General features: G+C 68.2%; 18 protein-coding genes. 5 read left to right on the top strand and 13 right to left on the bottom strand.

What is annotated here, in order from left to right:
- Nucleotides 1-53: 53 nt before the first annotated feature.
- Nucleotides 54-629, top strand: a complete 576-nt coding sequence (locus EJO66_RS05935; protein ID WP_124958320.1) for a DNA-3-methyladenine glycosylase I — start codon at nucleotides 54-56, stop codon at nucleotides 627-629.
- A gap of 104 nt (nucleotides 630-733) precedes the next feature.
- Here EJO66_RS05935 and EJO66_RS05930 read toward each other — a convergent pair whose 3' ends face one another.
- The 3 genes from EJO66_RS05930 to metE form a co-directional block, all read right to left on the bottom strand.
- Nucleotides 734-1075 (bottom strand): alpha/beta hydrolase, encoded by a 342-nt coding sequence (locus EJO66_RS05930; protein WP_124958208.1) that lies wholly within the window; start codon nucleotides 1073-1075, stop codon nucleotides 734-736.
- Nucleotides 1076-1326: 251 nt separating this feature from the next.
- The gene (locus EJO66_RS05925) at nucleotides 1327-2193 is read right to left on the bottom strand and encodes a hypothetical protein (RefSeq protein WP_124958209.1); all 867 of its coding nucleotides are present in this window, start codon (nucleotides 2191-2193) and stop codon (nucleotides 1327-1329) included.
- 39 nt (nucleotides 2194-2232) lie between these two features.
- Entirely contained in the window at nucleotides 2233-4578 is a 2346-nt protein-coding gene (metE, locus tag EJO66_RS05920) for a 5-methyltetrahydropteroyltriglutamate--homocysteine S-methyltransferase (protein WP_124958210.1), read from the bottom strand.
- Nucleotides 4579-4679: 101 nt separating this feature from the next.
- On the opposite strand from metE, the gene EJO66_RS05915 reads away from it, so the two are divergent.
- Entirely contained in the window at nucleotides 4680-5606 is a 927-nt protein-coding gene (locus tag EJO66_RS05915) for a LysR family transcriptional regulator (protein ID WP_124958211.1), read from the top strand.
- Here the strand turns inward: EJO66_RS05915 and gcvA are convergent.
- Nucleotides 5575-6519 carry a transcriptional regulator GcvA gene (gcvA, locus tag EJO66_RS05910; RefSeq protein ID WP_124958212.1) on the bottom strand — a complete coding sequence of 315 codons (945 nt, stop codon included), beginning with the start codon at nucleotides 6517-6519 and terminating at the stop codon, nucleotides 5575-5577. The genes EJO66_RS05915 and gcvA overlap by 32 nt on opposite strands.
- Nucleotides 6520-6680: 161 nt before the next feature.
- On the opposite strand from gcvA, the gene EJO66_RS05905 reads away from it, so the two are divergent.
- On the top strand, nucleotides 6681-7973 hold the full coding sequence (locus tag EJO66_RS05905) for an MFS transporter (RefSeq protein WP_124958213.1): 1293 nt from the start codon (nucleotides 6681-6683) through the stop codon (nucleotides 7971-7973).
- Complete coding sequence (locus tag EJO66_RS32515) at nucleotides 7945-8100, top strand: hypothetical protein (protein ID WP_164547773.1); 156 nt, start codon at nucleotides 7945-7947, stop codon at nucleotides 8098-8100. Before EJO66_RS05905 ends, EJO66_RS32515 begins: the two co-directional genes overlap by 29 nt.
- Nucleotides 8101-8111: 11 nt before the next feature.
- Here EJO66_RS32515 and mmsB read toward each other — a convergent pair whose 3' ends face one another.
- The 5 genes from mmsB to EJO66_RS05880 are packed head-to-tail and all read right to left on the bottom strand — an operon-like array spanning nucleotide 8112 to nucleotide 13254.
- On the bottom strand, nucleotides 8112-9014 hold the full coding sequence (gene mmsB, locus EJO66_RS05900) for a 3-hydroxyisobutyrate dehydrogenase (RefSeq protein WP_124958214.1): 903 nt from the start codon (nucleotides 9012-9014) through the stop codon (nucleotides 8112-8114).
- A gap of 32 nt (nucleotides 9015-9046) precedes the next feature.
- Nucleotides 9047-10162, bottom strand: a complete 1116-nt coding sequence (locus EJO66_RS05895) for an enoyl-CoA hydratase/isomerase family protein (RefSeq protein WP_124958215.1) — start codon at nucleotides 10160-10162, stop codon at nucleotides 9047-9049.
- Nucleotides 10163-10190: 28 nt separating this feature from the next.
- Nucleotides 10191-11345, bottom strand: a complete 1155-nt coding sequence (locus EJO66_RS05890; protein WP_012748353.1) for an acyl-CoA dehydrogenase family protein — start codon at nucleotides 11343-11345, stop codon at nucleotides 10191-10193.
- Nucleotides 11342-11734, bottom strand: a complete 393-nt coding sequence (locus EJO66_RS05885; protein ID WP_124958216.1) for a lysozyme inhibitor LprI family protein — start codon at nucleotides 11732-11734, stop codon at nucleotides 11342-11344. Before EJO66_RS05885 ends, EJO66_RS05890 begins: the two co-directional genes overlap by 4 nt.
- On the bottom strand, nucleotides 11731-13254 hold the full coding sequence (locus EJO66_RS05880) for a CoA-acylating methylmalonate-semialdehyde dehydrogenase (RefSeq protein ID WP_124958217.1): 1524 nt from the start codon (nucleotides 13252-13254) through the stop codon (nucleotides 11731-11733). Before EJO66_RS05880 ends, EJO66_RS05885 begins: the two co-directional genes overlap by 4 nt.
- Before the next feature lie 139 nt (nucleotides 13255-13393).
- On the opposite strand from EJO66_RS05880, the gene EJO66_RS05875 reads away from it, so the two are divergent.
- Entirely contained in the window at nucleotides 13394-14290 is an 897-nt protein-coding gene (locus tag EJO66_RS05875) for a LysR family transcriptional regulator (RefSeq protein ID WP_124958218.1), read from the top strand.
- Between the two features lie 10 nt (nucleotides 14291-14300).
- Here EJO66_RS05875 and EJO66_RS05870 read toward each other — a convergent pair whose 3' ends face one another.
- From EJO66_RS05870 to EJO66_RS05855, 4 genes are all read right to left on the bottom strand, one after another.
- A complete protein-coding gene (locus EJO66_RS05870; RefSeq protein ID WP_124958219.1) occupies nucleotides 14301-14633 on the bottom strand; it encodes a hypothetical protein in 333 nt (110 codons plus the stop codon).
- A 12-nt stretch (nucleotides 14634-14645) separates the two neighbouring features.
- On the bottom strand, nucleotides 14646-16040 hold the full coding sequence (locus EJO66_RS05865) for a CoA transferase (protein WP_124958220.1): 1395 nt from the start codon (nucleotides 16038-16040) through the stop codon (nucleotides 14646-14648).
- A gap of 81 nt (nucleotides 16041-16121) precedes the next feature.
- Nucleotides 16122-16760 (bottom strand): 3-oxoacid CoA-transferase subunit B, encoded by a 639-nt coding sequence (locus tag EJO66_RS05860; protein ID WP_124958221.1) that lies wholly within the window; start codon nucleotides 16758-16760, stop codon nucleotides 16122-16124.
- A gap of 1 nt (nucleotide 16761) precedes the next feature.
- Nucleotides 16762-17565: a CoA transferase subunit A gene (locus EJO66_RS05855; RefSeq protein WP_124958222.1), complete on the bottom strand. Its 804-nt coding sequence runs from the start codon at nucleotides 17563-17565 to the stop codon at nucleotides 16762-16764.
- Between the last annotated feature and the right edge of the window lie 43 nt (nucleotides 17566-17608).

Here is a 17608-nt window from a genome sequence, read left to right as displayed (position 1 = left end):
GTGGTTAAAGTCCGAACCACCCCTCGTAGCAGATGAACCCAACCCACCACCCGATGCCCCCCGAAACCAAGCCCCGCTGCACCTGGGCCCAGAGCGATACGCTGCTGGCCTCCTACCACGACGCCGAATGGGGCGTGCCCGAGCGCGACAGCCGCGCGCTGTGGGAAAAGCTCATGCTCGACGGCTTCCAGGCGGGCCTGTCGTGGCTCACGATCCTGCGCAAGCGCGATGCGTTCCGTGCTTCATTCGAGGGCTTCGTGCCCGAAAAGGTGGCACGGTTCACCGCGGCGGACGTCGACCGACTGATGCTGGACGCGGGCATCGTGCGCTCGCGCGCCAAGATCGAGGCCACCATCGGCAACGCCCGCGCCTACTTGGCGATGCAAGCCGCGGGCGAGGATTTTTCGGAATTCGTCTGGGGCATGGCCGGCGGCAAGCCCATCATCAACAGGACCGGCGCGGTGCCGACGAAGACGCCGCTTTCGGAACAGATGTCGGCGGCCCTGAAGAAGCGCGGCTTCAAGTTCGTGGGGCCGGTGATCGTCTATGCATGGATGCAGGCCACCGGCATCGTCGACGACCATGCGCCCGAGTGCTTCTGCCACCACGCCGCGCCGCGCAAGCGCTGAAAGCGCAAAAAGCCGGACGGCACCTGGGGCGCCGTCCGGCTTTTTTCCTGCAGAGCAAAGATGCGCGGCCCGATGCCGCGGTCTCTTCTCTTTTGCCCGCCTTCTTACAGGCCGGCTTGGCGCGTGAAGCTGCGTGCTTGCGAAGGAACCACGCTGCCGGCGAAAGCTTCGCGGCGCAGGTTCTGGCCGGGCGCGTGAGCGGCGGCAACAGCTTCGCTGCGAACCGCGGCGCGGTCGGCCGAGGCAGCCAGCACGGGAGCGACGGTGGCCGAAGCGGCGTCGCTGTAGACGTTGCCTTCGCGGGCAGCGGCAGCAGCCTGGGGAGCCACGTCGGCGCGGCTGTAGCCGGAGGTCAGGGGCTGCACGCCTTCATAGGTTTCTGCATGGGCGCCGGCAGCGGCGAGCAGGGACAGAGCGGCGGCGGCGAGGATGTTCGAGGTCTTCATTTCAATTTCCTTCTTGATTGGGCTTTGGATGCCCTGAAGTTTGCACCACGATGACAAGGGAAAACCCTAGCCAATCGAATCGCAGTGTTCATGAAACTGAAACAATGACGGGGAACTTTTTGACGTGAGCGCCAAAGTGCACACTTTGCTTGAGAAATTCGGCCCCATCGGCGTATTTTTTCTCTAGCTCCGTCGGGCGGCGAGTATCGCGCAAGATAGCCCTCGCATGTTGCATGCCAGCCACTGCGGGCTCAGAAACGCGGCCAGCTGCGCACCAGCGTCCGGATCGCCACGGCGCCGCTTCCCTTGACCTCGGCGCGGTAGCTGCCCACCAGCGCTTCGCGCTCGGCCGCGGCCTGCGGGTCGTTGCGCCAGGCGAGCAAGGCGGCCACGTCCGCATCGGGCAGCGCCGCAAGCAGCGCCTGCGTGACCTGCCTCTCGAACTCGCGCGCCACCGTCAGCAGGTTGCGCGGGCGCGGCGAGGTGATGCCGCGCGACCACAGCGTGTCGACGGCCATGTCGAGCGTGCGGTCCGGCAGCGAGGTGAACTGCCCGGCGTTGCCGCGCGCCAGTTGCTTGACGACCGAGCTCAGCAGCAGCTGGCTCGAGAAATCGACCTCGCGCAGGTCGGCCACGGCCATGCGTTCGAGCAGTTCGGTGCGCGCGGGATCGGCCGGCTTCGCGCGTTCGCGGTTGAAGAACGCCTGCTTGCCTGCATCGTCCATGGCGGCGTAGTCGGCACGCAGCTTCGAGAACCGGGCCACTGCGGCCTGCACCTGCGCACCCGGCGCCGCGCCACCCTTGCCGGCCGCGGCCACTTCCTGCTGGATGGCAGCCACGGATGCGGCCACGTCGAAGGACCGCGCAGCGGCCGCGTCCAGCGCCTGGAGCGCCTTGCCGGCAACGGCCTCGTCGGCAGGCTCGAGCAGCTGGTGCGCATCGCGCGAGACCGCCCCCGGCGCATAGGCCGCGTGGTAGCGCGCCTGCACGCCCTCTAACTCCAGCAGCGCCTGGGCGCGGTCTTGCGCAGAGGCGACGGCCGGTGCGATCAGCAGCGGCAGCAGGAGAAGAAAGAGCGCGCGAAAGAAGCGCCGCGAAGCAACTGAAGAGGCAGGCATGGCGCCATTATTGGCGCCCTCCCCGATCGCCCCTCTACTTCAGGCCGCCGCGAGTTCCCTGCGCAGCAGCTTCGCGGCCGCCACCATGTTCGACAGCGCCGCCTCGGTCTCCGGCCAGCCGCGGGTCTTCAGGCCGCAGTCGGGGTTGATCCACAGGTTCTCGGGCGGCACCACGCCGGCGGCCTTGCGCATCAGGCGCACGATCTCGTCCACCGAGGGCACGCGCGGCGAATGGATGTCGTACACGCCGGGGCCGATCTCGTTCGGGTAGCGGAAGCCGCCCGCGCTGTTCTCGCCGCCGAAGCCTCGCAGGAGCTCCATGTCGGAGCGGCTGGTCTCGATGGTGATGACGTCGGCATCCATGGCCGCGATCTCGGGCAGGATGTCGTTGAACTCCGAGTAGCACATGTGGGTGTGGATCTGCGTCTGGTCGCGCACGCCCGAGGCGCTGATGCGGAAGGCGCGCGTGGCCGACTTCAGGTAGGCCGGCCAGCCGGCGCGGCGCAGCGGCAGGCCTTCGCGGATCGCGGGCTCGTCGATCTGGATGATGCCGATGCCGGCGCCCTCGAGGTCCGCCACCTCGTCGCGGATCGCCCAGGCGATCTGCTCGCAGGTGACGCTGCGCGGCTGGTCGTCGCGCACGAAGGACCATTGCAGGATGGTGACCGGGCCGGTCAGCATGCCCTTCATCGGCAGCGTCGTGAGGCTCTGCGCATAGGCGGTCCACTCGACCGTCATCGGCGCGGGGCGCGCCACGTCACCGAAGATGACCGGCGGCTTGACGCAGCGCGAGCCGTACGACTGCACCCAGCCGTTGGCGGTGAAGGCAAAGCCGTCGAGCTGTTCGCCGAAGTACTCGACCATGTCGTTGCGCTCGGCCTCGCCGTGCACCAGCACGTCGATGCCCAGTTCTTCCTGCTTGCGCACGGCCAGTGCGATTTCGGCGCGCATCTTCTCGCGGTAGCCTGCCGCATCGAGCTCGCCGCGCTTGAAGGCGGCACGCGCGGCGCGGATTTCCGTGGTCTGCGGGAACGAGCCGATGGTGGTGGTGGGCAGCGCGGGAAATGCAAAGCGCGCGCGCTGCACCTGCTGCCGCTGGCCGAACGACGATGCGCGCCGGTCGTCGCCGGCCACGCTGCGCGCGAGCCGCAGCGCCACATCGGCACGGTGCACGCGCGGGCTGCTGCGCCGTGCGGCCACCGCGGCACGGGCGGCCGCGAGCTCCTGGGCAACCGAGCCCTCGCGGCCGTCGAGCACGGCGCGCAGTACGCCCAGCTCGCCGAGCTTTTCGACGGCAAAGGCGAGCCACGACTTGAGTTCCGCATCGAGCCTGTCTTCCGCGGCCAGGCTGAACGGTACGTGCAGCAGCGAGCACGATGGCGCGATCCAGAGCTCGCCGCGCTTCTTGTCGACCACCGGGCGCAGTGTGGCGAGCGCGGCGTCCAGGTCTGTGCGCCAGATGTTGCGGCCATCGACGATGCCGACGGACAGCACCTTGTGCGCCGCGAGCCAGTCGGCCACGCCGGTCAGGTCCTGCGGCGCGCGCACGGCGTCCACGTGCAGGCCTGCGACCGGCAGCTGGCAGGCCAGCCGCAGGTTGTCGGACAGCGGCGAGAAGTACGTGGCCAGCAGCAGCTTTGGCGCGCTGCGCGCCAGCTGCCAGTAGGCGCGCTCGAAGGCGTTGCGCCAGGCATCGGGCAGGTCGAGCCCGAGGATGGGTTCGTCGATCTGCACCCATTCCACGCCCTGCTGCTTGAGGCGGTTCAGCACCTGTTCATAGGCGGGCAGCAGCGCATCGAGCAATGAGAAGCGGTCGAAGCCCTCCTGCTTCTCCTTGCCGAGGTACAGGAAGCTCAGCGGCCCCAGCAGCACGGCCTTGACCGCATGGCCGGCCTGCTGCGCCTGTGCCACCTCGTCGAAGAGCCGCGTCGAGGCCAGCTTGAACTGCGTGGCCGCGGTGAATTCGGGCACGAGGTAGTGGTAGTTGGTGTCGAACCACTTGGTCATCTCCAGCGCGAAGGTACCTTCTGCGCCGTGCTTGCAGCCGGCATCGTGCGCATGGCCGGCTTCGTCTTCCACGCCGCGCGCCATCTTGAAATAGCGCGCCAGCTCGGGCTCGTCGCCCTTGAAGCCGAAGCGCGCCGGCTCGCAGCCGAAAAGCTGGATGTGGTTGGCCACGTGGTCGTAGCAGGCGAAGTCGCCCACCGTCACGTAGTCGAGTCCCGCGTCGCGCTGGGCCTGCCAGTGGCGCGCACGCAGCTGGCCGCCAACTTCTTCCAGCGCAGCGCGGTCGATCTCGCCGCGCCAGTGCTTTTCGAGGGCGAACTTGAGTTCCCGGTGGGCGCCCATGCGCGGAAAGCCGAGGATGTGGGTACGGGTGGTCATTGCAGGAATTCCGGTCGCTGAATCTTGAGAATCCGCAATGGTCGGGCTTTGGCTCATATGATTCAAACGAAACATTTTGCCCATTCACTTGAAATTCATTCATGTTGCAGTCGATCCTCGAGATACGCCACCTTCGCACGCTCGTTGCGCTGCGCGACACCGGCAGCCTGGTGCGCGCGGCGCAGTTGCTGAACCTCACGCAGTCGGCGCTGTCGCACCAGATCAAGCTGCTCGAAGACCGCTATGGCGCGCAGCTCTTCGAGCGCAAGTCGGTGCCGCCGCAGTTCAGCACCACCGGGCTGCGGCTGTTGCAGCTGGCCGATGCCGCGCTGCCGCTGGTGGAGGAAGCCGAGCGCGACGTGGCGCGGCTGGCGCTGGGCCGCAGCGGGCAGCTGCGCATCGTGGTCGAGTGCCACACCTGCTTCGACTGGCTGATGCCGGCCATGGATGCCTTCCGCCAGCGCTGGCCCGAGATCGAGCTGGACATCGTCTCGGGCTTTCATCCCGACCCGATCGCGCTGGTGATGCAGAACCGCGCCGAGGTGGCGATCGTCTCCGAACAGGATCCCGACGAGACCGTGGACTACCACGCGCTGTTCCGCTTCGAGATCGTGGCGCTGCTCGCCAACGACCATGCGCTCGTCGCCAAGCCGCACCTCACGGCGCGCCACTTTGCCGACCAGACGCTGATCACCTACCCCGTGCCCGACGAGATGCTCGACATCGTGCGCCAGGTGCTGGCGCCGGCCGGCGTGGAACCCGCGCACCGTCGCACGACGGAGCTCACGGTGGCGATGCTGCAGCTGGTGGCCAGCGGCCGCGGCGTGGCCACTCTGCCGCTGTGGGCGGTGCAGAACTACCTGGACCGCGGCTATGTCACGGCGCGGCGCGTGGGCGCCCGGGGCCTCACGGGGCGGCTGTACATGGCCTGCACGCAGGGCACGTCCGGCCAGCCGTGGCTGGCGGACTTCGTGCGCATCACGCGCGAGAGCTGCTTCAAGAGCCTGCCCGGGATCGAGTTGCTTTGACCGGGGTCTTCCTGCGCGGCCTGGCGGCTTTTCTGCCGGACTCGGCAGCGATCCATTCGCGGAAGGCCGCGATCTTGGGCCGGTCGCGGCTGCCTTCCGGACAGACGAGGTAGTAGGCAAAGTCTTCGAGCCATCCCAGGTCCGAGAGCTGGACGAGCCGGCCCTCTGCCAGGTCGTCGGCCACCACCGCGGCGGGCAGCAGGGCGGCGCCCTGCCCTGCGAGCACCGCTTTCAACAGCAGGCCCGAATCGTCGAACGACGGGCCACGCGCCGGCTTCGCATCGTCGATGCCCTGCGCCTGGAACCACAGCTGCCAGGCCTTGCGCTCGGCATCGTTCACGCGCGGCCAGCGCATGAGATCGGACGGCGATGCAGGCATTCCGAGCTGCCTGACCAGGGCCGGCGCTGCAACGGGAATGATCTCCACCGTCAGCACGCGCTGGCTGCTCAAGCCTGGGTAGCGGCCGAGGCCATGGCGAATCGCGACATCCACGCCGTCGCGCGAAAAATCGGCGAGCGCGGTACTGCTCACCACCTGCAGGTCGATGTCCGGATGCGCGTCGTGAAAGCTTTTCAGCCGCGGCACCAGCCACGCTGACGCGAAGAATGGCGTGGCGCTCACCGTGAGGATGCCGGTTTCCGCGGGCACGGCGATGCGGCGCGTGGCGTCGCTGATTTGCCGGAAGGCATTGCGCACCGGCGGCAGGTAGGCCTGGCCCGCATCGGTCAGAAAGATGCCCCGGTTTGCGCGCCGGAACAGCGCAATGCCCAGGTGCAGCTCCAGCGACTTGATCAGCTGGCTCACGGCGCCGGCCGTGACGCAGAGCTCGTCGGCCGCGTTCTTCACCGAGAGGTGGCGCGCGGTCGCCTCGAAGGCGCGCAGCGCATTGAGCGGTGGAAGCTGGTGTTCCATGGTTTAGGTAATCTGATCCGATCGCCTCAGAAAATCTGGTTTGAGAGGCTGTGCGGGAAGAAGGATCATCCACACACTGGCATGCAAGGAAAGACCACTCTTCTGCGCCGGAGCCCATTCTCCAACCAATAGATATTCTCAGCAAACCCGGAGACCCGCCATTGACCTCCTTCTCCCATTCAACGCCCCGCACGCGCCTCTTCCGCGGCTGGTTCGTGGTGGCCGGCGCCTTCGCCGTCACGCTCGTGGGCTTCGGCAGCGCCTACACCTTCAGCACCTTCCTCGAATCGCTGCAGCGCGACTTCGGCGCATCGCGCGGCTCGGTGTCGCTGGTGTTCTCGCTCGCGGGCTTTCTCTACTTCGGACTGGGTATGGTCAGCGGCCCGCTCGCAGACCGGTGGGGTGCGCGGCGGCTGGCGGTCGCGGGCATGGTGCTGGTCGGCCTGGGCCTGGCCGCCGCGGGACAGGCGCGCAGCCTGGCCGAGGCCTGCCTGGCCTACGGCCTGGGCGTCGGGCTCGGCGTCGGCGCCTCCTATGTGCCGGTGCTGGGCGCGGTGCAGCGCTGGTTCGTCAGGCGCCGCGGATTCGCCTCGGGTCTGGCGGTGAGCGGCATCGGCGTGGGCACGCTGGCGATGCCGCCGCTGGCGTCGCTCCTCATCGAGGCGCTGGGATGGCGCCATGCCTACGGGGCGCTGGGCGTGCTGGCCGTGGTGGTGGGTGCCGGCATGGCGCTGCTGATCGAGGACGATCCGCGCCATCGCGGGCTCGGGCCGGACGGCGATCCACCGCAGCCGCAGGCACCGTCGGCCGTGCCCGCGGGCTTCACGGTGCGGGACGCGATCAGCTCGCGCCGCTTCGCCGGGCTCTATGCGGCGTGCCTGATCAGTTCGTTCGGGCTGTTCGTTCCCTTTGTCCACCTGGTGCCCTACGCGCTCGACCACGGCCTGCCGGCCGGCTCGGCCGTGCTGCTGCTCGGAGCGATCGGCATCGGCAGCACAGCGGGGCGATTTTTTCTTGGCGGACTGGCCGATCGGCTGGGCCGGCAACTGGCGCTGCCGCTGATGTCGGCCGGCATGGCGCTGTCGCTGGTGGTGTGGGCGGTGTCCAGCGGGTTCTGGGGGCTGGCCGTCTTCGCGTTTGCCTACGGCGTGTTCTACGGCGGCTTCGTCGCGCTGCTGCCCGCGCTGGTCATGGATTACTTCGGCGGCCGCAGCATCGGCGCGATCCTCGGCGTGCTGTACACCAGCGTGGCCTTCGGCACCCTGGTCGGCCCGAGCGCGGCCGGTTTCGCGTTCGACATCAGCCGCAGCTACATGTTGCCGATCCTGGCCAGCATCGGTGCCAATCTTGTTGCGGCCGGGGTCCTGGTTGCCATGTCGAAGGCACGCCCAGGGGCGCGGCCTGGCCCGCGGGGTACAGTCGGGAATGAACCCACACACGCCCAGCGCTCCTAAGCCGCCCGAAACAGCTCCCGTCGAGATCACGGAGACGCAGGCATTCACCCGCGCATGGGCCGTGTTCCTGCTGCTGTTCGTGGGTGTGCTGGGCCTTCTGTGGGCCAGCGACGCCCTGTTCGGCTAGCAATCTGAAGGCTAGGACGAAGCCTTCTGCACCAGCTTCAGCACGCTCGAGAAATCGAGCGCGCCATGGCCCGCCAGGCTGTGCGCGGCATAGAGGCTGCGCGCCAGCCCGCCCAGCGGCGTGGCGGCGCGCACGGCCGTGGCATTTTCCTGCGCGAGGCCCAGGTCCTTGAGCATCAGGTCGGTGCCGAAGCCACCCGCGTAGTTCTTCGACGCGGGCGCCGTTTCCATCACGCCGGGCATCGGGTTGTACTTTTCGAGCGCCCAGTTGCCGCCCGAGCTGCGCCGCATGATTTCGGACAGCACCTTGGGATCGAGCCCGTTGGCCACGCCCAGCGCCAGCGCCTCCGAGGTGCCGATCATCAGGATGCCGAGCAGCATGTTGTTGCAGATCTTGGCGGTCTGGCCCGCGCCGATGCCGCCCGCGTGGAAGATGTTGGCGCCCATCTTCTCGAGCACGGGGCGCGCGCGTTCGAGATCGTCGGCCTCGCCGCCGACCATGAAGGTCAGCGTGCCGGCAATCGCGCCGCCCGTGCCGCCGGAAACCGGCGCGTCGATCATCGCGATGCCCTTGGCAGCGGCCGCCTCGGCCACCTTGCGCGAGGTGGCGGCGGCGATGGTGCTGCTGTCGATCACGAGCGTGCCGGCGCGGATGCTGTCGAGCAGGCCGGGCTTGCTGCCGCCGCTGCCGAGGAACAGGCCCTCCACGTGCGCACTGGCCGGCAGCATGCTGATGACCACGTCGGCATCGGCCACCGATTCGGCGGCCGATGCGGCAATGGCCAGGCCTTCGGCCGCGTATTTCTTGCAGGCCTCGTCCGACAGGTCGAAGGCCTTGACCGCAAAGCCTGCCTTGCGCAGGTTCAGGGCCATGGGGCCGCCCATGTGGCCGAGGCCGATGAATGCGATTTTCATTTGCTTGTCTCCGTTGTATTCGTGGAAGAGGCTCAGGCCAGCGCAGCCAGCTCCGCGGGCATCTGGCCGCGCGGGCGCAGGTGGTCCTCGACGAAGGCGGGCGTGATCTCTTCGATGGTGGCAGGGTTCCAGCGCGGATTGCGGTCCTTGTCGATCAGCACCGCGCGGATGCCTTCGGCAAAGTCCTTGTGCGCGCAGAAGCCGAGCGAGGCCCAGTATTCGAGCCGGAACACCTCGGCCAGCGACATGCGGTGCACGCGCTGCCAGAGCTCGAAGCTCAGCGCGGCCGAGCTCGGGGCGCCCTTGATGAAAGTCTTGGACGCGGACTGCAGCCAGGCATCGTCGCTCTGCAGGCTGCGCAGTCGCCTGGCGATGTCGAGCAGGTCGTCGCCGGCCATCAGCGCGTTGATGGTGTCGTAGTGTTCGCGCACCTTGGAGGGCGGCATCTCGGCGCCCTCGCCGGCGCGCGCGAGGATGCGCGAGAGCTCGGCGCGGTCGGCCTTCTGCTCGCCGCGCCATGGCGCCGCGGCAATCGCTTCGAGCACCTGGCCCTTGCGTTCGTGCGGCACCAGCACGTCGGCCAGGCCGCAGAAGATGGCGTCGGCCGCATTGAGGTTGGCGGCCGTGAGCGCCAGGAACAGGCCCGTGCGGCCCGGCGTGCGGCGCAGGAACCAGCTGCCGCCCACGTCGGGATAGAGCCCGATGCTGATCTCGGGCATGGCAACACGGCTCTGCGCCGTGACCACGCGGTGCGAGCAGCCCGACATGAGCCCCACGCCGCCGCCCATCACGATGCCGTGGCCCCAGCAGAGGAAGGGCTTGGGAAAGGTGTGGATCAGGTAGTCGAGCTCGTACTCCTCGCGGAAGAAGTCTTCGGCGTAGGTGTTGCGCGCGGGGCCGCATTCGAGCAGCGTCTGGTACAGCTGGCGCAGGTCGCCGCCGGCGCAGAAGGCCTTTTCGCCGGCGGCCTGCAGCAGCACGCCGACGATGCCGTCGTCGGCCGCCCATTCGCGCAGCTTGGGCGTGAGCAGGCGCACCATGTCCACCGACAGCGCGTTGAGCGAAGCGGGTGCATTGAGCGTGGCGGTGGCAAAGCGCTTGCCGCCGGCGGTCTTGATTTCGTCGAAGAGAACTACGGAGTCGGTCATTGTCTTGAGAGGTTCTGGGTGCGGGGCTTCAGCGGATGTCGCTGTCCCCTTCCAGCAATTTTCGCGCAACGATCACGCGCATGATCTCGTTGGTGCCCTCGAGGATCTGGTGCACGCGGGTATCGCGCACCAGCCGCTCGAGCGGGAATTCGCTCAGGTAGCCGTAGCCGCCGTGCAGCTGCAGCGCGTCGTTGCAGACATTGAAGCCCGCATCGGTCGCAAAGCGCTTGGCCATCGCGCAATAGGTGCTGGCATCGGCATGGCCCGCGTCGAGCTTGCTTGCCGCGAGCCGCACCATCTGCCGCGCCGCGACCAGTTCCGTTGCCATGTCGGCCAGCTTGAACTGCAGCGCCTGGAAGCTCGCGATCGGCTTGCCGAACTGCTGGCGCTCGTGCAGGTAGCGGCGCGCCGCATCGAGCGCGCCCTGCGCCGCGCCCACCGAGCAGGTCGCGATGTTGATGCGCCCGCCATCGAGCCCCTTCATCGCGATGCGGAAGCCCTCGCCTTCCTTGCCCAGCAGGTTCTCGGCCGGCACGCGCACGTTGTCGAAGTTGATGGTGCGCGTGGGCTGGCTGTTCCAGCCCATCTTGTGCTCCTTCTTGCCGTAGCTCACGCCCGGCGCGTCGGCCGGCACCGCAAAGGCCGAGATGCCGCCCGCGCCGCCGCCGCCCGTGCGCGCCATGAGCACCAGCACGTCGGTCGACCCGGCGCCCGAGATGAAGGCCTTGCCGCCGTTGATCACGTACTCGGCACCCTGCAGTTCGGCGCGCGTCTTGAGCGAGCCCGCGTCCGACCCGGCGCCCGGCTCGGTGAGGCAGTAGGAAGCCAGCTTGCGCCCGCTCGTGAGATCTTCGCCCCATTGCTGCGCCACCGCATCGGTCGCCCAGGTGCCGAGCATCCAGGTTGCCATGTTGTGGATCGTGATGAAGGCCGTGGTCGAGGGGTCGACCGCTGCCATCTCCTCGAACACCAGCGCCGAGTCGAGCCGCGGCAGGCCGAGGCCGCCGATGCGCTCGGGCGCATAGAGCCCGCAGAAGCCCAGCTCGCCGGCCTTGGCGATGGCCTCCTTCGGGAAGATGGCCTCGGCATCCCACCGCGCCGCATGCGGCGCGAACTCGGCCTGCGCAAAATCGCGTGCGGTCTGCGCAAAAGCGTTCTGCTCTTCGGACAATTCGAAGTTCATTGTTCGCGACCCTTCCAGCGATCCAGTTCGGCCGTCCGTTGCCGGGTCGATTTCTCCAGACATGAATTGAACACCAGCGGCCAGATGGAGCCGCCTTCGTTCGCTTTCGAGGCCCTCTTGCAAGAGGGGTCGCGGCCCTTGAGCCAGGCGCGCTGCTCGGTGCGCAGCGCGACGCGCATCTGCGGCGAGAGCGTCTTCATCACCTCGCCATAGCGGATGTTGAGCGCGGCATCGGCGGCGCGAAAGTCGCGCACCGCGCAGGCGTTCATCTGCTGCTGGTTGCCGTCGGGCCTGCAGTCCAGCGGGTTGGCATCATCGGCCGCGTGCGCGCCGGCGGCGAGCAGGAGAATCGCGGCCGATGCCGCGACAGCGCGGAACGCCCGGCTCACTTGAGGCTGATCGTGGTGTTGACGCCGTGCGAGACGGTGCTGTCGTCGAACCAGCGCGCCGTCACGGTCTTGGTCTGCGTGTAGAACATGATGACCTGCTTGCCGTACGGCCCCAGGTCGCCGAGCTTGGACGCGCGCGAACCGGTGAACGAGAACATCGGCACCGGCACGGGGATCGGCACGTTGATGCCGACCTGGCCCACGTCGATGTCTTCCTGGAAGCGGCGCGCCGCGGCGCCCGACTGCGTGAAGATGGCCGTGCCGTTGCCGTTCGGGTTGCTGTTGATCAGCTCGATGGCCTCGTCGATGTTCTCGGCATCGGCCACGCACAGCACCGGGCCGAACACTTCCTGGTCATAGATCGTCATGCCGGGCTTCACGCCCGAGAAGATCGTCGGGCCCACGAAGTTGCCCTTCTCGTAGCCCGGCACCGTGGGCTTGCGGCCGTCGAGTTCGAGCTTGGCACCGTCGGCCACGCCGCGCTCGATGAGGCCGTTGACGCGCTCGTAGGCGGCGCACGAGACCAGCGGACCCACGTCCACGCCCTTCTCGGTGCCGGCGCCGATCTTGAGCGTCCTGGCCTTCTCGATCAGTTCGGGCACCCAGTTGCGCGCCTCGCCCACCAGCACCGCCACCGACACCGCCATGCAGCGCTGGCCGGCCGCGCCGAAGCTGGCGCCGGCGAGCGCATTGAGCGTCTGCTCCTTGTTGGCGTCGGGCATCACGATGGCGTGGTTCTTCGCGCCCATCATGCATTGCACGCGCTTGCCGGCCAGCGTGGCGCGGTTGTAGACGTGCGTGCCGACCTTGGTCGAACCGACGAAGCTGATGGCCTTGATGTCCTTGTGGTCGCAGATGCCGTTGACCACGGCTTCGCCGCCATGCACCACGTTCAGCACGCCGGGCGGAATGCCGGCTTCGAGCGCGAGTTCGGCGAGACGCATCGTGACCATCGGGTCTTGCTCCGAGGGCTTGAGCACGAAGGTGTTGCCGGTAACGATGGCCATCGGGAACATCCACAGCGGGATCATGGCCGGGAAGTTGAACGGCGTGATGCCGGCGCACACGCCCAGCGGCTGCAGCAGCGTGTAGGTGTCGACGCCGTTGGCCACGTTGTTGGCCAGTTCGCCGAGCTGCAGGTTGCCGATGTTCGAGGCGTGCTCGACCACCTCGAGGCCGCGGAACACGTCGCCTTCGGCGTCGGGCAGCGTCTTGCCCTGCTCGGCCGTGAGGATGGCGGCCAGCTCGCCCATGTTCTCGCGGATGAGCTGCTGGTACTTCAGGAAGATGCGGGCGCGGGCGCCGATGGGCGTCTTGCGCCAGGTCTTGAAGGCGTCCTTGGCGGAGGCGACGGCGGCGTCGAGTTCGGCCTGCGTCGCAAACGGCACGCGGGCCAGCACTTCCTGCGTGGCCGGGTTGACGATGTCGCGCCATTCGGTGGTCTTGGATTCGACGAACTTGCCGCCGATCAAGAGCTTGACGGTGGCGACCTGGGTCTTGGGGGTGGTGGTGGCGTCCATGGGGTTTTGTCTCCTGTGAATAGGGGCCTGGATGGCAGGTTCAGCACGCATCCTAGCTTTGCAGATTTGCCATGACAATAGACAAATATGCGCTATCGCTTTGCAAAAATGCAGAGCCAACCCAAGGGAACGCGAGCACATGGACTGGGACAACCTTCGCTACTTTCTGGAGCTGGCCCGCTCGGGCACGCTGATGAGCGCCGCGCGCCGGCTCGAGGTGGACCACACCACGGTGGCGCGGCGCATCCAGGCGCTCGAAAAGGAAGTGGGCGCGCCGCTTTTCTCGCGCGAGTCGGGCGGCCACCGGCTCACCGAGGCGGGCCGCAAGCTGCAGCCGCAGGTCGAGGCCATGGAAAGCGCGTTCCAGGCGGTGGAAAGCACCGCGCCGGCCTCGCAGGAAGGCCTGTCGGGGCTGATCCGCATCGGCGCGACCGAGGGTTTCGGCACCGTGGTGCTGGCGCCGCAGCTTGCCCTGTTCGCGCAGCAGCATCCCAAGCTCACCATCGACCTGCTCGCGATGCCGCGGCTGGTGCACCTGTCGCGGCGCGAGGCCGACATCGTGATCTCGCTCGAACGCCCGGCGCGCGGGCCGGTGGTCGTGACCAAGCTCACCGACTACACGCTCAGGCTCTACGCGTCGAAGAAGTACCTGGCCGCGCACAAGCCGATCAAGACGCGCGAAGACCTGCGCGGCCACACCTTCATCAGCTATGTGGACGACCTGCTCTTCAGCAAGGAGCTGCAGTACCTCGACGAACTGCACCGCCCCGATGCCTTTGCGCTGCGCAGCACCAGCGTGCTCGCGCAGCACCGCGCGGTGGCGGCGGGCGCGGGCATTGCCGTGCTGCCGGCCTTCATCGCGGAGAACGACGGCGCGCTCAAGCCCGTGCTGCCGGGGCAGGCGAATTTCACGCGCACGTTCTGGATGTCGATGCCCGCGGAGACGAAGCACCTGGTGCGCATGCAGGCGGTGTGGGAGTTCCTGCGCGAGACGGTGCAGGCACAGCGACAACTGCTGCTGCCGGTGCGCGAGTGACGCCCAAGGATCAGCGCTGCGGCGGAGCCAGGTCCGGAAAGTTCAGCGCCACGAACTCGATCACGAACTCCTGCGGATCCGCGCGCTGCTGCTGCTCCTCTGCACGGTCGAGGTAGCTGCGCCAGAACTGCCGGATCTGGTCCTGCACGTCATCGGCAAAGCCCATCTGGGTACCGACCATCTCCTGCCAGGTGCCGCTCGCATTGAAGGTCTGGGCGAGCGTGGGTTCCAGCGCCTCGAGCTTGGCGCGCTTGGCGTCGTCGAGCTGGTCGATGGCATCCAGCACCAGGCAATCCACCAGCCGCAGCAACGGCCTTCCTTCGTATCTGTTCGTCGTCTGCATGTGCCAAGTTTCTCACTGCCCGGGGCCGCCGGGCCAGGCCGGCGCGTGGCTGCCCGGCGGCATCGACGGGCGCGGCCATGCGGCCGGCGTGCGCGACAGCTGCGCGCCGTGGCGCAGCGCGGCCAGTTCGCCGAAGCCCGAGGCCGAAGTCTCCAGATAGGGCTTCAGGTCGGGCCTGGCGATCGACAGCCCGCCGGGCACGCGGCCGAGCCCGCGCAGCCATTGGCCGGTCTGCGCCAGCGACACCTGCACATGCCAGCTGCCGCCCTCCTGCTGCTGCCGCCAGAGCGCCGCGGCGGCGCCGAAGGCGATCAGGTAGCCCGTGGCCTCGTCGAGGATCTGCATCGGCAGCGGCCTGGGCTTGCCGTCGCCGGCCCCTTCGCCTTCGGCATGGTTGAAACCCATGGCGGTCTGCACCAGCGAATCGAAGCCGCGGCGCTGCGCCCAGGGGCCCTGCGTGCCATAGGCCGTGAGCGACGCGCAAACGATGCCGGGCGCGAGCCGCGCGAGTTCCGCCGGCCCGAAGCCCAGCGCCGCGATGCCGCCGGGCCGGTAGCCCTGCACGAAGACATGGGCCTCGGCGGCGAGCTGCCGCAGCGTGGCGCGGCCCGCCTCGGTGCGCAGGTCCACATGCGCCGACAGCTTGCCGCGGCTGGTTTCGGCGATGGATTCGATGTTCGGCAGGTGCGGTGAATTGACGAGCATCACGTCGGCGCCATAGGCCGCCAGCGCGCGGCCTCCCACGGGGCCCGCGAGGATGCGCGTCAGGTCGAGCACGCGCACGCCCTCGAGCGGCCGCTGGTCTTCTCGCAGCGTTGGCAGCGCGAGCGGCGGCGCGTCGCCGATGCGCTCGATGGTGAAGAGCGGCTGTGTCGCGATGGCCCGGCCTTGCGGCGAGGCGTCCCATTCGTCGAAGCGGCGCAGCGCGGTCGCCACCAGGCCTTGCGCGGCGGCTGCGTCTTCGAAGTCGAGCGCGCGCCATGTCGCCATGGCCGCCTCGGCATCGGCACGCGTGGCGGCGGCCGGGTCCAGCTTCATCAGCCGCAGCGCGCCCTCCCTGTGATGCGCGAAGTTCGCGTGGATGCGCACCCAGCCGTCGGCGCAGCGGTACAGCCCCGAAAAGCTGTCCCACAGGTCGGGCACGCGGCCGTCGAGGCTGAACCAGCCGGTGCAGTCGAGCGCCGCGTGCCGCATGTCGACCGCCACCTGCTGGCGCCCGGCGCCGCGCCGATGCCCCAGTTCGCAGGCCGCGAGCGCCGCCGCCGCGATGGTGCTCTGCGCGGCCGCGCCCACCGCGAAGGACGACGGCAGCACCGGGTCTTCGCCCGTGAGCCGCGCATGTTGCAAGGCCTCGGGCGGCAGGCCCGCCCGCAGCCAGATGCTGCCCAGGGCTTCGCTCGCATTCATTTCATCTCTCCAGCACGTCCAAAGCAAAAAGGCAGGGTCCGCTCTCGCGGCCCTGCCCTTCGTCGCCGTTGCGCCGCCGCCTTACTGGATCAGCTTGGCGCCGGTCTTGGCCTGCAGCGCATCGAAGCTCACGCCCGGCGCGAGCTCGACCACCTTGAGGCCTTCGGGCACCACGTCCATCACGGCCAGGTCGGTGATGATGCGGTCGACCACGCCCACGCCGGTCAGCGGCAGCGTGCACTTCTCGAGGATCTTGAGGTCCTCGGTGCCGTCCTTCTTCTTCGCGACGTGCTCCATCAGCACGATGACGCGCTTCACGCCGGCCACCAGGTCCATCGCGCCGCCCATGCCCTTGACCATCTTGCCGGGGATCATCCAGTTGGCGAGGTCGCCCTCCACGCTGACCTGCATGGCGCCGAGGATCGACAGGTTGATCTTGCCGCCGCGGATCATCGCGAAGCTCTCGTGGCTGCCGAAGATGGCCGAACCGGGAATGGTGGTCACGGTCTGCTTGCCGGCGTTGATCAGGTCGGCGTCGACCTGGTCCTCGGTCGGGAACGGGCCGATGCCGAGCATGCCGTTCTCGCTTTGCAGCCACACTTCCTTGTCGCCGACGAAGTTGGCCACCAGCGTGGGAATGCCGATGCCCAGGTTCACGTAGAAGCCGTCTTCGAGTTCTTGCGCCGCACGCGCGGCCATTTGGTCTTGGGTCCAGGGCATCTCAGGCTCCTTTGTTGTTCTTGACGGGGGCGGGCACTTCGCTGCCGGCGGCGGCCTGTGCAATGGCAGCCTGGGCTTCGACCTTGGCGGCGGCCGCATCGGCCGGCGCGGCTGCGCTCACGGTGCGCTTCTCGATGCGCTTCTCCGGATTGGCATTGAGCACGATGCGGTGCACGTAGATGCCCGGCAGGTGGATGTCGTCGGGCGCCAGCTCGCCCACCTCGACGATCTTCTCGACCTCGACGATGCAGATCTTGCCGGCCATGGCGGCGGCCGGGTTGAAGTTGCGCGCCGTGAGACGGAAGCGCAGATTGCCCGACTTGTCGGCCACGTCGGCCTTGACCAGCGCCACGTCGGGCACCAGCGAGCGTTCCATCACGTAGGTCTCGCCGTCGAACTCGCGCAGTTCCTTGCCTTCGGCCACCTGCGTTCCGACGCCGGTCTTGGTGAAGAAGGCCGGAATGCCCGCGCCGCCCGCGCGCAGCTTCTCGGCCAGCGTGCCCTGGGGCGTGAATTCGAGCTGCAGTTCGCCCGCGAGGTACTGGCGCTCGAATTCCTTGTTCTCGCCCACGTAGGACGCGATCATCTTCTTGATCTGGCGCGTCTCGAGCAGCTTGCCGAGGCCGAAGCCGTCGACGCCCGCGTTGTTGGAGATGCAGGTGAGATCCTTGACGCCGGAGTCGTGCAGCGCGTCGATCAGCGCCTCGGGAATGCCGCACAGGCCGAAGCCGCCGACCGCGAGCATCTGCCCGTCGGCCACGACCCCCTTGAGTGCCGCGTCTGCGGAGGGATAAATCTTGTTCACTCGGGCTCCTTGATGGATGGTGGAGAGTTGGCGAAAGCCTTTG

The sequence above is a fragment of the Variovorax beijingensis genome (assembly GCF_003951285.1).
In the GTDB taxonomy this organism is placed as follows: Bacteria; Pseudomonadota; Gammaproteobacteria; order Burkholderiales; family Burkholderiaceae_C; genus Variovorax; species Variovorax beijingensis.
Note: the sequence above shows the minus strand (reverse complement) of the source record. Positions and strands in the feature narration are given on the sequence as shown.

Coding starts and splice junctions, on each gene's coding strand:
- EJO66_RS05935 (WP_124958320.1), top strand. CDS start 54: ATGCCCCCCGAAACCAAGCCCCGCTGCACCTGGGCCCAGAGCGATACG.
- EJO66_RS05930 (WP_124958208.1), bottom strand. CDS start 1,075: ATGAAGACCTCGAACATCCTCGCCGCCGCCGCTCTGTCCCTGCTCGCC.
- EJO66_RS05925 (WP_124958209.1), bottom strand. CDS start 2,193: ATGCCTGCCTCTTCAGTTGCTTCGCGGCGCTTCTTTCGCGCGCTCTTT.
- metE (WP_124958210.1), bottom strand. CDS start 4,578: ATGACCACCCGTACCCACATCCTCGGCTTTCCGCGCATGGGCGCCCAC.
- EJO66_RS05915 (WP_124958211.1), top strand. CDS start 4,680: ATGTTGCAGTCGATCCTCGAGATACGCCACCTTCGCACGCTCGTTGCG.
- gcvA (WP_124958212.1), bottom strand. CDS start 6,519: ATGGAACACCAGCTTCCACCGCTCAATGCGCTGCGCGCCTTCGAGGCG.
- EJO66_RS32515 (WP_164547773.1), top strand. CDS start 7,945: ATGAACCCACACACGCCCAGCGCTCCTAAGCCGCCCGAAACAGCTCCC.
- mmsB (WP_124958214.1), bottom strand. CDS start 9,014: ATGAAAATCGCATTCATCGGCCTCGGCCACATGGGCGGCCCCATGGCC.
- EJO66_RS05895 (WP_124958215.1), bottom strand. CDS start 10,162: ATGACCGACTCCGTAGTTCTCTTCGACGAAATCAAGACCGCCGGCGGC.
- EJO66_RS05890 (WP_012748353.1), bottom strand. CDS start 11,345: ATGAACTTCGAATTGTCCGAAGAGCAGAACGCTTTTGCGCAGACCGCA.
- EJO66_RS05880 (WP_124958217.1), bottom strand. CDS start 13,254: ATGGACGCCACCACCACCCCCAAGACCCAGGTCGCCACCGTCAAGCTC.
- EJO66_RS05875 (WP_124958218.1), top strand. CDS start 13,394: ATGGACTGGGACAACCTTCGCTACTTTCTGGAGCTGGCCCGCTCGGGC.
- EJO66_RS05870 (WP_124958219.1), bottom strand. CDS start 14,633: ATGCAGACGACGAACAGATACGAAGGAAGGCCGTTGCTGCGGCTGGTG.
- EJO66_RS05865 (WP_124958220.1), bottom strand. CDS start 16,040: ATGAATGCGAGCGAAGCCCTGGGCAGCATCTGGCTGCGGGCGGGCCTG.
- EJO66_RS05860 (WP_124958221.1), bottom strand. CDS start 16,760: ATGCCCTGGACCCAAGACCAAATGGCCGCGCGTGCGGCGCAAGAACTC.